The sequence below is a fragment of the Trinickia acidisoli genome, from assembly GCF_017315725.1.
Taxonomy (GTDB): Bacteria; Pseudomonadota; Gammaproteobacteria; order Burkholderiales; family Burkholderiaceae; genus Trinickia; species Trinickia acidisoli.
This window is the reverse complement of sequence record NZ_JAFLRG010000001.1, coordinates 2698269-2713031: the sequence shown is the minus strand read 5'-3', so window position 1 is coordinate 2713031 and position 14763 is coordinate 2698269. Positions and strand designations below refer to the sequence as shown.

Here is a 14763-nt window from a genome sequence, read left to right as displayed (position 1 = left end):
CGAATGCGCACCCGTGTTTCAATACGCGAAAGCGCGCCTCGATCGGGGTGCGCGGTGCACGGATGCCTTTGCGCGGCGCCGCATCCTTGCCTGCCGCGTGCGTGCTAGCGCGGTTGCCCATGCGCGCCCGTCCCGACATTCCGAGGCACTCTGATGAAGCGAAGCCTGAGCCGCGCTGCGCGCGCGGCGGCCGTTTGCGCGGCCTTTTCCGTTTTTTCGCTCGATGCGTCGGCCGTCCTCAAAGCTGGGGACAAAGCCCCCGATTTCACGACCGAAGCGTCGCTCGGCGGTAACGCCTATCCTTATTCGCTCGCCGACGCCTTGAAGAAAGGGCCGGTCGTGCTCTATTTCTATCCGGCCGCCTTCACGAAAGGATGCACGATCGAGGCACACGAGTTTGCCGATGCGGTCGACCAATACAAACGCTATGGCGCGAGCGTGATCGGCGTGTCGCACGACGACATCGCCACGCTCAAGAAGTTTTCCGTCAGCGAGTGCCGCAGCAAATTCCCCGTTGCGGCGGACCCGCAGCGGCACATCATCGATGCCTATGATGCGGCGATGCCGCTCGTGAAGACGATGGCCAACCGCGTGTCGTACGTTATCGCGCCGGACGGCACGATCCTCTACGAGTACACGAGCCTGTCGCCCGACAAGCACGTGCAGAACACGCTCAATGTCGTGAAGGAGTGGGCGAAGCAGCATCCGCAGCGCTAGTCTCGATTCGGTTCGCCCCGGCGGTTGACGATCGGGGCGATTCGCTCGTCGTCGCCCTTCGCGGGCCTCAATAGCCGGGCGGCGGCGGAGGCGGCGGGGTGTAGTAGCGGCGCGGCGCGTTGTCCGTCGCACCGGCCGCCATCGGCACGCGCTCGCCGGCCGCGTACATGCACTGCACGTAGGCGAAATCGTAGCGCCGCTGGATGTCGTAGGCCGAGCCTTGTGCGGCGCCCATGCCGATCGCGCTGCCCGTGAGAAGCCCCGCGCCGGCGCCGACCGCCGCCCCGCGGCCGCCGCCGATGGCCGCGCCCGCGGCCGCGCCGACGGCTGTGCCGAGCACCGCGCTGCCGACGCCGGCCGCCGTGGCGCCTTGGCTTGCACTGACCCCGCCGACTTGACCCAGCGCGTATTGACGGCAGTTGTAGTCGTCCGTCCGGAATTGGTCGAACGTTTTGCCGGTACCCGGAAGCGCCATGACGCTGGGCCCGGTGGGTATGACGGTGCAGGCGCCAAGACCGGTGAGCGCTGCGAGCGGCAGCCATATCGCGCGCCGCTTGGCGCGCGTCAGGATGGAATCGTTCATGTCGTTAGCGACTCGGTGCGGGCGGATTGGCCGGCACTTCACGCCAGCCGCTCACGCATTGTTTGACGTACGGGTAGTAGGTCTTCGTCTTGTCGCAGTACCACCACGTGCCTTGCGGCGGTTCGTCTTGCGACTGACCTTCCGCCCCTGGTTGCGGACGTTCGACGTAGGTCGTGTCCGGTCCGTCGTCGGGCGTGACGACCACGGGCGGCGGATAGGGCGCGTAATAGTAGGGCGCCGGTACGACGGGCGCGGCGTAGGGGTAGTAATAGGGACCGGGCGCGCCCCAATAGACGCCGACGCGCCAATGCGCCGCTTGGGCTGCGCCGCTGATGCCGAGACAAGCTACGGCCGCGAGTGCGAGGGAAGCGTTGAGCCGCCGCACGATGGACTCCTTTTTGTCGGTTTGATGCGCCGCCGCCGCGGCGGCGCAATACCTACAAGGCTAGGCCATCGTGGGTGCCAGTGCTATAACGGGCCCGTTCACAATTGTTTCAACTGCTTACCTGACGCGCTTTACCTGCTACCCGCGGCCGTGGCAGGCCCCGCCCGGCGTTTTTCGCGCCAGACGCGCAGACGGTCCATGTAGAGGTAGACGACGGGCGTCGTATAAAGCGTCAGCACTTGGCTCACGAGCAGCCCGCCGACGATCGAGATGCCGAGCGGCGAGCGCAGTTCGGCGCCGTCGCCGTTGCCGAACGCAAGCGGCAGCGCGCCGAGCATGGCCGCGCACGTCGTCATCATGATCGGGCGAAAACGCAGCAGGCACGCGCGGTGAATCGCCTCGAACGAGGACGCCCCTTGCCGCGATGCCTCGATCGCGAAGTCGACCATCATGATCGCGTTCTTCTTCACGATGCCGATCAGCAAGATCACGCCGATGAGCGCGATGATGCTGAATTCCGAATGAAACAGCAGCAGCGCGAGCAGCGCGCCGACGCCGGCCGAGGGCAGCGTCGAGAGGATCGTGACGGGATGGATGTAGCTCTCGTAGAGGATGCCGAGCACGATATAGACGGCTGCGAGCGCGGCCAGAATCAGCAGCGGCATGTCCCGCGTCGACTGCTGGAATGCCTGCGCCGTGCCCGAGAAGTTGCCGTGTATCGTCGAGGGCATGCCGATCTCGGCGGCCGTTTCGTCGATTGCGCGCGTCGCGTCCGACAGCGATTTCCCGACGGGCAGATTGAACGAGATCGTCGAGGCGACGAACGGGCCTTGGTGATTGACCGCGATGGGCGTGCTGCCGGGGCCGAACGAGGCGATGGCAGAAAGCGGGATCATCGTCTCCTGCGAGGTCGAGACCGCCGAGCCCGTCGAAGCGCTCGTTTTGCCGCTCGCGGCGATCGAGTTCGTTGCCAGGTTGCGCGCGGAATCGGCCGCGATCGCGGCGGCGCTCGCATTGGCGCTGCTCGTCGTCGTTGTCGTCGGTACCGTGAACGTGCCGGCCACCGCGTTCGTCGATTGCGAGCCGCTCGCGGTGCCGCCGGACGTGCTCACGTAGATCTGATTGAGCATCGCCGGGTCTTGCCAATAGCGCGGCGCCACTTCCATGACGACGTGATACTGGTTCAGCGGGTTGTAGATCGTCGAGACCTGCCGTTGCCCGAACGCATCGTAGAGGGTGTTGTCGATCTGCGATGGAGTGATGCCGAGCCGCGCGGCGCTCTGGCGATTGATCGTCACGAACGACTCGAGGCCGCCTTGCTGCTGATCGGAGTTGACGTCGGCCAGCTCGGGGCGGCGTTTGAGCGCCTCGGTGAGAATCGGCGCCCACTTGTAGACATCGGCGCTCGAGTCGCCCAGCAGCGTGTACTGGTATTGCGCGTTCGACTGCCGCCCGCCCACGCGGATGTCCTGTACGGCCTGCAGGAACGTTTGCGCGCCGGCAACGTGCCCGAGCGGCTTGCGTAGTTGCGCGATGACCTGGTCCGCCGAGGTCTTGCGCCCGGGCTTGGGCTTGAGCGTCACGAACATGAAGCCCGAGTTCGTCTGCCGGCCGCCTGTGAAACCGATGACGTTCGACACATTCGGGTTGTGCTGCACGATCGACATCATTTCCGTGAACTTGATCTTCATCGCCTGGAACGACGTGGCCTCATCGGCTTGAATGCCGCCGACGAGACGCCCCGTGTCCTGCTGCGGGAAGAAGCCCTTCGGGACGACGACATACAAAAAGACGTTCAGCGCGATCGTCGCGAACAGGATCGTCAGGACGAGCAGCGGGTGCGACAGCGCCCAGCCGAGCGTGCGCGCGTAGCCGCCCTGGAGCCGCGTGAATGCGCGCTCGAGCCGTCGCGCGAGCGGACCGTCCTTGGGCTTGTGCGCGGCGTCGGTGAGCAAGCGCGAGCACATCATCGGCGTGACCGTCAGCGAAACGACGAGCGAAACGCCGATCGCGAGCGACAGCGTGACGGCGAACTCGCGAAAGAGGCGCCCGACGATGCCGCCCATCAGCAGGATCGGCAGGAACACGGCGACGAGCGAGATGCTGATCGAGGTGACGGTGAAGCCGACTTCGCGGGCGCCTAGATAGGCTGCCCGCATGCGCGGCACGCCTTCCTCGATGTGACGCGAGATGTTTTCCAACACGACGATCGCGTCGTCGACGACGAACCCCGTTGCGACGATCAACGCCATCAGCGAGAGATTGTCGATCGAGTAGTTCAGCAGATACATCGCTGCGAACGTGCCGACGATCGAGATCGGGACGGCCACGCTCGGAATCAGCGTTGCGCGCCAGTTGCGCAGAAACAGAAAGACGACGGTGACGACGAGCAGCACGGCGATGATCAGCGTGCGTTCGGTGTCCCTTAGCGACGCGCGGATCGTCGTCGAGCGGTCGGCAACCGGGGTGATGTCGATCGACGCCGCCACCGACGCTTGCAACTGCGGCAGCATCGCCATCACGCGATCGATCGTCGAAACGATGTTGGCGCCGGGCTGCCGGTAAAGGATGACGAGCACCGAGCGCTGGCCGTTCATGAGGCCGAGATTGCGCAGATCCTCGACCGAATCCTCGACGTCGGCGACGTCGGACAGCTTGACCGCCGCCCCGTTGCGATAGGCGATGACGAGATCCTTGTACTGCGCGGCGGCATTGGCCTGATCGTTCGTATAAATCTGGACGCGGTTTTCGCCGAAGTCGATGGAGCCTTTCGGGCTGTTCGCGTTCGCCGCCGCGAGCGCGGCGCGGACATCCTCGAGCCCGATGCCGTAGTGGAACAGCGCCTGCGGCTGGAGCTCGACGCGCACGGCGGGGTTCGCCGAGCCGCTCACGTCGACTTCGCCGATACCGTCGACTTGCGAAAGCGCTTGCTGCAGGACGGTCGAAGCGGCGTCGTAGAGCTGCCCGGCCCGCATCGTCTTGGACGTCAGCGAGAGCACGAGGATCGGCGCGTCGGCCGGATTGACCTTGTGATAGGTCGGATTGCTGCGCAAGCTCGTCGGCAGATCGGCGCGGGCCGCGTTGATGGCGGCTTGGACGTCGCGCGCGGCGCCGTCGATGTCGCGGTTCAGGCCGAATTGGAGCGTGATCCGCGTCTGCCCGACCCCGCTCATCGACGTCATTTCGGTGACGTCGGCGATCTGCCCTAGATGACGCTCGAGTGGGCTTGCGACGCTCGTCGCGACGGTTTCCGGGCTGGCGCCGGGCAGTTGAGCCTGCACCGAGATCGTCGGAAAGTCGACCTGCGGCAGCGGCGCGACGGGCAGCTTGACGAAAGCGAACGCGCCGGCGAGCGCGACGCCGATCGCGAGCAGCGTCGTCGCGACGGGGCGCGAGATGAATGGGCGCGAGAGGTTCATCTATGCTCCCGCGTCGCCGGCCTCTGTATGGCCGTGCCCGAAGCGTGTCCTCACGCGCCGCGCGAGCGAGTCGAAGCCAAGGTAGATGACGGGGGTTGTAAACAGCGTCAGCATTTGGCTCACGACAAGCCCACCGGCGATCGCGATGCCGAGCGGATGCCGCAACTCCGAACCCACACCCGTTCCCAGCATCAGCGGCAACGCGCCGAGCAGCGCCGCCATCGTCGTCATCAGGATCGGCCTGAAGCGCAGCAGGCACGCCTGATAGATCGCCTCGCGCGCACTCTTGCCTTGCTCGCGCTCGGCCTCGAGCGCGAAGTCGATCATCATGATCGCGTTCTTTTTCACGATACCGATCAAGAGCACGATGCCGATGATGCCGATGACGTCGAGGTCGTGCCCGGAGACGATTAACGCAAGCAGCGCGCCGACGCCGGCCGACGGCAGCGTCGAGAGAATCGTGATTGGGTGGATGAAGCTCTCGTAGAGCACGCCCAGCACGATGTACATCGTCACGATGGCCGCGAGGATCAGGAACAGCTCGTTCGACAGCGAAGCCTGGAACGCGAGGGCCGCGCCTTGGAAGCGCGTCTGGAACGAGGCGGGTAGGCCGACGTCGTGCTCGGCTTGCTCGATGGCCTTCACCGCCGCGCCGAGCGACGCGCCCGGTGCGAGGTTGAACGAAACGGTCGTGGCCGGGAATTGGCCGAGATGCGAGACGAGCAGCGGCGCCGGACGCTCGGTGAACTTCGCGATCGCGCTCAAAGGCACTTGTTGGCCCGTGCCTTCCGAAGAGGGCAGATAGATCGACTTCAAAGCGTCGGTGTAATGCTGCATGCGCGGATCGGTTTCGAGAATCACACGGTACTGGTTCGACTGCGTGAAAATCGTCGAAATGATGCGTTGGCCGAACGCGTCGTACAGCGCGTTGTCGACCGTGGCCGGCGTGATCCCGAAGCGCGCGGCCGTCGCGCGATCGATCTGAACGTAGACCGATTCGCCGCTTTGCTGCAGGTCGGTCGCGACGTCGGCGAGCTCGGGCGCTTGCTCGAGCCGGTCGACGAGCTTGGGCACCCAAGTGGCGAATTCGTCGGGGTTCGGATCTGTCAGCATGAACTGATACTGCGTCGCGCTGACGGTCGAATTGATCGTCAAGTCCTGCACGGGCTGCAAGTAGAGTGCGATGCCGGCCACGTGCGCCGTTTCGCTTTCGAGGTCGCGAATGATCTCGGTGGCGTTTTTCGAGCGGTCGCCGTGCGGCTTCAGATTGATCAGCATGCGGCCGCTGTTGAGCGTGATGTTCGTGCCGTCGACGCCGATGAACGAGGTCAGGCTCTCGACGTTCGGGTCCTTGAGGATCGCATTCGCGAGCGTCTCTTGGCGCTCGGCCATCGCGCCGTAGGAAATCGACTGCGGAGCTTGCGTGATCGCTTGAATGACCCCCGTGTCCTGCACCGGGAAAAAGCCCTTCGGGATCAGCACGTAGAGCAGGGCCGTCAAAACGAGTGTCAGGACGGCCACGACGAGCGTCGCGCTCTGGCGCTCGAGCACCCAGCGCAAGGCCACGGCGTAGCGCGCGATGACGGCGTCGATGACGGCGTGCGCCTTGGCTTCGAAACGATGGCTCTCGGGCGGGGGCGTGTGCCGCAAGAGCTTCGCGCACATCATCGGCACGAGCGTGAGCGAGACGACGGCCGAGATGACGATCGTCACGGCGAGGGTGATCGCGAATTCGTGAAAGAGCCGGCCGACCACGTCGCCCATGAACAACAGCGGAATCAACACGGCGATCAGCGAGACCGTCAGCGAAATGATCGTGAAGCCGATCTGCTTGGAGCCTTTGAGTGCCGCTTCGATCGCCGTGTCGCCTTGCTCGACGTAGCGTGAGATGTTCTCGATCATGACGATGGCGTCGTCGACGACGAAGCCGGTCGCGATGGTCAGCGCCATCAGCGAGAGGTTGTCGAGCGAAAACCCGCACAGATACATGACGGCGAGCGTGCCGATCAGCGAGAGCGGCACCGACAAGCTGGGGATGATCGTCGCATAGATGTTCGCGAGAAACAGATACATCACGAGCACGACGAGCACGACCGACACCGCGAGTTCGAATTGCACGTCGCGCACCGAGGCGCGGATCGTCGTCGTGCGGTCGGTGACCACGGCGACGTTCACCGCTGCCGGCAGCGACGCCTGCAGTTGCGGCAGCAGCGCTTTGATGCTGTCGACGACCTGGATCACGTTCGCGCCGGGCTGACGCTGGATGTTGAGCAAAATCGCGGGCGTCACGCCGCGGCCCTGGCTGACCCATGCGCCGAGCTTCGTGTTTTCGGCTGCGTCGACGATCTTCGCGACGTCGGTCAGCATGACGGGACGGCCGTTCTTGTAGGCGACGATGGCGCTTTGATAGGCGCCGGCGTCGGTCAACTGGTCGTTGGCGTTGATCGTGAAATTGCGCGTCGGGCCGTCGAAATTGCCTTTCGGCGTGTTGACGTTCAGATTCGAGATGGTCGTGCGCAGGTCGTCGATGTTCAAGCCGTACGAGGCGAGCGCGAGCGGATTGGCTTGAATGCGCACCGCGGGCCGCTGGCCGCCGCTGATGCTGACGAGGCCGACGCCGGCCACCTGCGAGATCTTCTCGGCGAGCCGCGTATCGGCGAGGTCTTCGATGTCGGTGAGCGGCGTCGTTTTCGACGTGATCGCGAGCGTCAGGATCGGCGCGTCGGCCGGATTGACCTTCGCATAGATCGGCGGGGCGGGTAGATCGGACGGCAGCAGGTTCCCGGCTGCGTTGATGGCTGCCTGCACCTCTTGCTCGGCGATGTCGAGCGACAGATCGAGGCTGAACTGCAGCGTGATGACGGAGGAGCCCGCCGAGCTTTGCGACGACATTTGATTCAGCGAGGGCATCTCGCCGAACTGCCGCTCGAGCGGCGCGGTGACCGACGAGGTCATGACCTCGGGGCTCGCGCCGGGGTAGAACGTCTGGACTTGGATCGTCGGGTAGTCGACCTCGGGCAGGGCCGAGATCGGCAGGAAGCGCAGCGCGACCAGGCCGACGAGCATGATGGCTGCCATCAGCAAGGCGGTGCCGACGGGGCGCAGGATAAAGGCGCGAGACGGATTCATGCGAGTGAGGGTCCGTCGTTACTGTGCACTGGCGCCGGCGCTGTCGGAAGCGGCCTTGTGCCGATGGCCGCGCGCGCCCGATGCACCCGATGCGCCCCACGCGTGCGCACCCGAGGCGGCGTGGGCCCCCGAAGCATGCGTGCCCGAGGCGGCGCGCGCCATGACGGTTGCCGCGTCGGGGGCGACCGTGATCTTGGCGCCCTCGCGCAGCCGGTCGGAGCCGTCGATCACGACGCGTTCGCCGAGGGCGAGCCCCGAGACGATGCTCGTGCGTTCCCCGTCGACGGGGCCGGCCTTGACTTGGCGCACGGTGACGGTGCTGTCGGGCTTGACGACGTAGACGAACGGCCCGTTGGCGCCGTTGAGCACGGCCGAGCTCGGCACGATCACGGCGTTGTGGATCGTGTCGATCAACAGGCGCGCATTGACGAACTGATTCGGGAACAGCATTTGCCCAGTATTCGGGAACATGGCGCGCATCTTGACGGTGCCGGTCGACGTATCGATTTGGTTGTCGATCGTGTCGAGATAGCCTGTCTCGAGCGGTGTCGTGTTGTTGCGGTCGTAAGCCGTCGTCGACAGCTTCGCCCCGCCGTGCATCTGCTTGAGGATGGCGGGCAGATTGTCTTCGGAGGTCGTGAAGATGACGCTGATCGGCTGCAGTTGCGTGATGACGACGACGCCGTTCGTATCGGACGGCGTCACGTAGTTGCCGGGATCGATCTGGCGCAGGCCGACGCGGCCCGACACCGGCGCAGTAATGCGCGCGTAGACGAGATCGAGCTTGTAGGTGTCGATGTTCGCGCGATCCGATTGCACTTGGCCCTCGTACTGCTTCACGAGCGAGGCTTGCGTGTCGACCTGCTGCGAGGCGATCGAATCCTGCGCGAGCAGGGTCTGGTAGCGCTTCAGATCGAGCCGCGCCGTCTGCAGCAGCGCTGCGTCCTTCGCGAGCGCGCCCTGGGCGTTCTCGAGCGAGATCTGATAGGGCCGCGGGTCGATCTGCGCGAGCACTTCGCCTGCTTTGACGAGTTGACCTTCCTTGAACGCGACGCTCTGCAGCGTGCCCGCTAGCTGCGTCTTGACCGTCACGGTGGCGAGCGGGGTGACGGTGCCCAAGGCGGTCAGCACGATCGGCATGTCGCCGGCCGTGGCGGTGGCGACGTGCACGGGCTGCGGCGCGTTCGCGAACCCGCCGCGGCCGTGGCGTCCCGTCGCCGCGGGAGTGGCGCTGCTCGGGTTCGTCGGGCTCGTGCGGCGCCAGGGGTGCCACCAGAGCAACGCGGCCACGGCGATCACGACGACGGCGATCGCGCCGCGGCGTCGTGTGCGCGTCCGGCGGGCCACGGAGTCGGCATCGACGCCAGCCGGCGTGCCTTTATCGTGCGAAGGAGAGCGGTGTTCTTGTTCGGCCATCGATGTGTTTTGAGCGGCAATGCCAATACGGCGTGGGGTAGAGGGCGCAGCGTTCGTGCCACGGCGGTTGTCGGCACGGCGCGAAGCCGGGCGTGCGCCCGAAGCGGCTCGCGCCGCCTGCGCGTCGAGGCAAGATGCTACGTCCCGGCGTCGCAGCCAGTCTAGTCATGCATCTTTCGGTTTTTTACGGGCGTTACAGTATAGAGGGCGCATGCACCTGCCGTGTCGGCGTCGCGTATTGCGCCCGCGCAAGCGCCGGGCACGGCGGATGCGCAGTCAATCGTCGAGCCGTTGGCGCGGGGCACCCCCGATTTCGCGGACGATGCGCTCGATGCATTCGCCGAGCACCGGCGCGGCATGCTCGATCAGCCATTCGCGCGGACACAGGTGCGCGGCGCCCCCGCAATTGACGGCGTAGCGCTCCCCCGACGGGCCCACAAAGCCCGCCGCGATCGCGTTGAGCTCGGTGTACCACTCGCCGGCGGCGATGGTGAAGTCGAGTGCGCGCGCGTCCTCCAACGACGTCGCAAGGCGCGCATGAATATGCGGCCAGTCGTCGCCGGAGGCGGCTTGCAGAGCGGCCATCAACGCGGCGCGCTCGGGCTCGGGCAGCACGGCCAGATAGGCGGGGCCGACCGCCGTGCGCGTGAGGTCCATGCGCGAGCCGACCTCGAGCCGCGACACGAGGACCGCCGATCGCGGACGGATCGTGTCGATGACCACCATATCGAGCCGGTCGCGTGCGGCCAGATGGACGGACAGCGACGTCCGTTCGGCGAGCTCGATCAGGAACGGCCGCGCGCGGGCGCGGATGTCGAAGTTGCGCAGGAAGCCGTTGCCGAGTTCGAGGACGGATGCCGTCAGCACGAACCGTTCGCTGTCGGGCAACTGGAAGAGAAACCCGGCGCCGACGAGCGTGGCGGTGATGCGCGAGACGGTTGGCTTCGGGATGCCCGTGAGTTCGGCCAACTCGCGGTTGCTGATGGGCGCGTCGGCCGATGCCACGCGCCGCAGCAGCGTCAGGCCGCGCGAGAGCGCGATGATTTCGTCGCCGGAGCTTTCTTTGGCTTTCGGCGGCTGGGGGCGTGCGAGAGGGGTGCGCGATGATGTCGCCACGGCGTGCCTGTGACAGTTTTTTGAAATTCGATTTCACGTCTGACTTTTCCGTCAGTCTACGCCAGCCGAGATGGCGCGGGAATGAGGTAGTTTTTACCTATTCCTCATTATGAAAACGATTCCGATTCGGGGGTACCTGTTAACTTTTCGGAAAAAATTATCTTGACTTCGTCAGTGGAAAGAGAAAGAATGGAATCTCATTTCGGAACGACACATCTTGATCGATGTGGAAGTCGAACTGGTGAAATGCCCCGGCAGAGATCTCAGTTCTGAAATACCGTCTCTCAGGTTCTAGCACGGCCCTCGGAATGGCTAGAACTTCTTCAAGGCGCCACGGCAACGTGGCGCCTTTTTTTTTCGTGCGCCCGGCAGGGCGCACCGACTTCGCGCGGTGTATCCGTTTTGCCCATTGGATCCGCCAAGCCGGGCGGTTCGTTCCCCGGCCGCCACGCGAGGTGCCTGCCGGCGTCGCGATGCGTTTGAGGTGATCGGCGGCAGCCCTGCCGCGCTTCTGCTATCGTCGCTGTCGCTTTAGCGCTTCTTCCGGTCCGACGCGGGGTATCGATCCGCAGTAGCCTTTTGCGCCACGCCGGCCTCATGCACAGCGAACCATGCAAACCATCCTCTCTATTGCGAATCTATCGAAGACGTACGCGTCGGGCTTCCAGGCGCTCAAGCACGTCGATCTCGAGATCCGGCGCGGCGAGATTTTCGCGCTGCTCGGACCCAACGGCGCGGGCAAGACCACGCTGATCGCCACCGTCTGCGGTCTCGTCAATCCGACCGAAGGCAAGGTGCTCGTCGACGGGCACGACATCATCAAGGACTATCGGCACGCGCGGTCGATGATCGGCCTCGTGCCGCAGGAATTGACGACGAATGCATTCGAGACGGTTTGGGCGACCATTTCGTTCAGCCGCGGCCTGTTCGGCAAATCGCCCGACCCGGCGCATCTGGAGAAGGTGTTGCGGGCGCTTTCGCTGTGGGATAAGCGCAATAACCCGATCATGACGCTTTCCGGCGGGATGAAGCGGCGTGTGCTGATTGCCAAGGCGCTCGCGCACGAGCCTCAGGTGCTGTTCCTCGACGAACCGACGGCCGGCGTCGACGTCGAGTTGCGGCGCGATATGTGGCAACTGATGCGCACGCTCAAGGAAACGGGCGTGACGATTATTCTTACGACGCATTACATCGACGAAGCCGAGGAGATGGCCGACCGGATCGGCATCATCAACCGCGGCGAAATCGTCCTCGTCGAGGAAAAGACCCAGCTTTTGCGCAAGCTCGGCAAAAAGCAGTTGACGCTGCAGCTCGAGGCGCCGCTCGAGCAGGTGCCGGCGCAGTTGGCCGGCTATGGGCTCGAGCTGTCGACCGAGGGCGGCTCGCTCACCTACACCTACGACGACACGCAATCGGAACGCGCCGGCATCGTCACGCTGCTCAAGGATCTCGACGACGCGCGCGTTCGTTTCAAGGATTTGCAGACGACGCAAAGCTCGCTCGAAGACATCTTCGTCGATCTCGTCAAGGAGCGTTCATGAACTTTTATGCAATGCGCGCAATATATCGCTACGAAATGGCGCGCACCTGGCGCACGCTGATGCAAAGCGTGATTTCGCCCGTCATTTCCACCTCGCTTTACTTCATCGTGTTCGGTGCGGCGATCGGCTCGCGTATTCGCGAGATCGACGGCATCAGCTACGGCGCGTTCATCGTGCCGGGGCTCGTGATGCTGTCGCTGCTCACGCAAAGCGTCAGTAACGCGTCGTTCGCCATTTATTTTCCGAAATTCACGGGAACGATTTACGAGTTGCTGACGGCCCCCGTGTCGTACTTCGAGCTCGTCGTGAGCTACGTCGGCGCGGCCGCGACGAAGTCGATCGTGCTCGGGCTCATCATCATGGCGACGGCGGCGTGCTTCGTGCCGCTGCGCATCGAGCATCCGCTGTGGATGGTGTTGTTTCTCGTGCTGACGTCGGTCACGTTCAGCTTGTTCGGATTCGTCATTGGAATTTGGGCCGACGGTTTCGAAAAGCTGCAAGTGATTCCGTTGCTCATCATCACGCCACTCACGTTTCTCGGCGGAAGTTTCTATTCAATCGGCATTTTGCCGCCGATTTGGCGCACGATCGCGCTCGCGAACCCCGTCGTCTATCTGATCAGCGGTTTCCGTTGGAGCTTTTATGGCGTCTCCGACGTGCATGTGGGCGTCAGCCTCGCCATGACGGCCGTATTTCTGGCGATTTTCACGGGCATCGTGGCATGGATTTTTAAAACGGGCTACCGTCTCAAAAACTAACGACTGCTTTGTCATTATCGAAAAACGCCGACATAATGCGTCAATTGCCGGCGATCGACCGGCCGGGCTCCCGAACCGCTTCGACCGCGCATGAGACTGACGACCAAAGGCCTATTGTTGATCGCTATCCCGACCGTGGTCGAGCTCGCGTTGCTCTCCGGGCTCGTGAAAGCGCAGAACGACGCCGAGCAGGCCGAACAGTGGGCGCTCCATAGCAAGGACGTGCTGCGCCAAACGAGCGCGATTCTCGAGCCGGTCCTGATCGAGTCAGTGCGCATGCGCGGCGCCGTGCTCAAGAACGAGCGGGCGTCGGCGACGCCCGTCACGCTGTGGATCGACCTGGACCGCAGCATCGATCGGCTCGTCGACCTCGTCGCGGACAACCCGGTCCAGGTCGAGCGCGCCGCCCAGATCCGTCAGACCGTGCAGGCATACCGGCAATGGTCCGATCGCGTGCAAGACTTGCTGCGCACCGGCCGGCGCGACGACGTGCTCGAGCGCTTCCGCAATCAGGCGAACGTCGACGTGGTCGATCGCTTTCGCGCGGAGCTCGCCGCGTTCCAGAGCGAAGAGTTGCGGATGGACGCGATGCGCTCGGCGCGAGCGGCCGACGCGCTCGCGCAGCAGCAGCAACTGACGGCGGCCGTCGTCATCGGCTCCCTCGTCATGACGGCGCTCGCGGTGTTCCTGTTCACGCGCGGCCTGCGCGGGCGGCTCGCGCGGCTGTCCGACAACGCGGCGCGCCTCGCGGAGAGCGCGCCGCTCGGCCCGCCGTCTTCGGGCGACGATGAAATCGCGGAGCTCGACGAGATCCTGCACGATACGAGTCGGCGGCTGCTCGAATCCGAACGGCTGCAGGCGCGTTTTCAAAGTGACCTGGCGCGCCGCGCCGACGAACTCGCGCGGACGAACGAAACGCTGCATCAGCAGACGCAGGAAAACGAGATGTTCATCTACAGCGTGTCGCACGACTTGCGTGCGCCGCTCGTGAACCTGCAAGGCTTTTCGAAGGAGCTGACGCACGCGTGCGACGATTTGCGCCAGGCGGTGCGCGCGTCTTCGCTCGAGCCGGCCGAGCGCGAACGCATCGAGCGGCTCATCGACGAAGACATCGGCGAGGCGCTGCGCTATCTGCAGAGCGCCGTGCTGCGCGCCGCGCATATCATCGATTCGCTGCTGCGCCTCTCGCGCGTCGGGCGTGTCGAATACCGGCGTCAAGAGGTCGACGTTACGTCGGTCGTGCGTCACGTGCTCGATGCGATGCAGGCGTCGATCCGGGCTTGCCGCGCCGAGATCGTCGTGGAGGAGCTGCCGCCCGTCTGGGGCGACCCGACCGCGCTCGAGCAGATTTTCGCCAACCTGGTCGGCAATGCAATCAATTACCTCGATGCGGATCGTTCGGGCCGCATCGAGATCGGCGCGCTGCCGGCACCGCCCGGCGGCGTGCGTTCGTTGCGCATCTTCTATGTGAAGGACAACGGCCTGGGTATCCCGGCCGGCGCGATGCCCCGGCTGTTCAACGCCTTCCAGCGGATGCACGGCAATATTGCCGCCGGCGAAGGGATCGGGCTCGCGCTCGTGCGCCGCATGGTCGAGCGCCACGGCGGTCGCGTATGGGCGGAGTCGACGGAAGGCGAGGGCACCACGTTCTATCTATCGCTACCGGAGGCGGCCAAGCAGGTCGTCGCCGCATAACGAA

The 14763-nt window shown here is 64.7% G+C and carries 10 protein-coding genes; 4 read left to right on the top strand and 6 right to left on the bottom strand.

Going from position 1 to position 14763, the window contains the following annotated elements:
* Positions 1 to 153 precede the first annotated feature (153 nt).
* Positions 154 to 717 (top strand): peroxiredoxin, encoded by a 564-nt coding sequence (locus tag J3485_RS12325; RefSeq protein ID WP_206952731.1) that lies wholly within the window; start codon positions 154 to 156, stop codon positions 715 to 717.
* Between the two features lie 67 nt (positions 718 to 784).
* On the opposite strand, the gene J3485_RS12320 is transcribed toward J3485_RS12325, so the two are convergent.
* From J3485_RS12320 to J3485_RS12295, 6 genes are all read right to left on the bottom strand, one after another.
* Positions 785 to 1300, bottom strand: a complete 516-nt coding sequence (locus tag J3485_RS12320; RefSeq protein WP_206952729.1) for a hypothetical protein — start codon at positions 1298 to 1300, stop codon at positions 785 to 787.
* Positions 1301 to 1304: 4 nt separating this feature from the next.
* Positions 1305 to 1685, bottom strand: a complete 381-nt coding sequence (locus J3485_RS12315) for a hypothetical protein (RefSeq protein WP_206952728.1) — start codon at positions 1683 to 1685, stop codon at positions 1305 to 1307.
* Between the two features lie 131 nt (positions 1686 to 1816).
* The gene (locus J3485_RS12310) at positions 1817 to 5104 is read right to left on the bottom strand and encodes an efflux RND transporter permease subunit (protein WP_206952727.1); all 3288 of its coding nucleotides are present in this window, start codon (positions 5102 to 5104) and stop codon (positions 1817 to 1819) included.
* The gene (locus tag J3485_RS12305) at positions 5105 to 8233 is read right to left on the bottom strand and encodes an MdtB/MuxB family multidrug efflux RND transporter permease subunit (protein ID WP_206952726.1); all 3129 of its coding nucleotides are present in this window, start codon (positions 8231 to 8233) and stop codon (positions 5105 to 5107) included.
* An 18-nt stretch (positions 8234 to 8251) separates the two neighbouring features.
* Positions 8252 to 9649, bottom strand: a complete 1398-nt coding sequence (locus J3485_RS12300) for an MdtA/MuxA family multidrug efflux RND transporter periplasmic adaptor subunit (protein ID WP_206952725.1) — start codon at positions 9647 to 9649, stop codon at positions 8252 to 8254.
* 276 nt (positions 9650 to 9925) lie between these two features.
* Positions 9926 to 10765, bottom strand: a complete 840-nt coding sequence (locus J3485_RS12295; protein ID WP_206952724.1) for an IclR family transcriptional regulator — start codon at positions 10763 to 10765, stop codon at positions 9926 to 9928.
* 611 nt (positions 10766 to 11376) lie between these two features.
* Here J3485_RS12295 and J3485_RS12290 point away from each other — a divergent pair.
* The 3 genes from J3485_RS12290 (at position 11377) to J3485_RS12280 (ending at position 14759) form a co-directional block, all read left to right on the top strand.
* Entirely contained in the window at positions 11377 to 12306 is a 930-nt protein-coding gene (locus tag J3485_RS12290; protein WP_206952723.1) for an ABC transporter ATP-binding protein, read from the top strand.
* Positions 12303 to 13064, top strand: coding sequence for an ABC transporter permease (locus J3485_RS12285; protein ID WP_206952722.1), 762 nt, complete (start codon positions 12303 to 12305; stop codon positions 13062 to 13064). Before J3485_RS12290 ends, J3485_RS12285 begins: the two co-directional genes overlap by 4 nt.
* Before the next feature lie 90 nt (positions 13065 to 13154).
* Positions 13155 to 14759: a sensor histidine kinase gene (locus J3485_RS12280; protein ID WP_206952721.1), complete on the top strand. Its 1605-nt coding sequence runs from the start codon at positions 13155 to 13157 to the stop codon at positions 14757 to 14759.
* Positions 14760 to 14763 lie beyond the last annotated feature (4 nt).

Bases quoted from the DNA above. Each gene is read 5' to 3' on its own strand.
- J3485_RS12290 (WP_206952723.1), top strand. From the start codon at position 11,377: ATGCAAACCATCCTCTCTATTGCGAATCTATCGAAGACGTACGCGTCG.
- J3485_RS12325 (WP_206952731.1), top strand. From the start codon at position 154: ATGAAGCGAAGCCTGAGCCGCGCTGCGCGCGCGGCGGCCGTTTGCGCG.
- J3485_RS12310 (WP_206952727.1), bottom strand. From the start codon at position 5,104: ATGAACCTCTCGCGCCCATTCATCTCGCGCCCCGTCGCGACGACGCTG.
- J3485_RS12320 (WP_206952729.1), bottom strand. From the start codon at position 1,300: ATGAACGATTCCATCCTGACGCGCGCCAAGCGGCGCGCGATATGGCTG.
- J3485_RS12280 (WP_206952721.1), top strand. From the start codon at position 13,155: ATGAGACTGACGACCAAAGGCCTATTGTTGATCGCTATCCCGACCGTG.
- J3485_RS12300 (WP_206952725.1), bottom strand. From the start codon at position 9,649: ATGGCCGAACAAGAACACCGCTCTCCTTCGCACGATAAAGGCACGCCG.
- J3485_RS12285 (WP_206952722.1), top strand. From the start codon at position 12,303: ATGAACTTTTATGCAATGCGCGCAATATATCGCTACGAAATGGCGCGC.
- J3485_RS12305 (WP_206952726.1), bottom strand. From the start codon at position 8,233: ATGAATCCGTCTCGCGCCTTTATCCTGCGCCCCGTCGGCACCGCCTTG.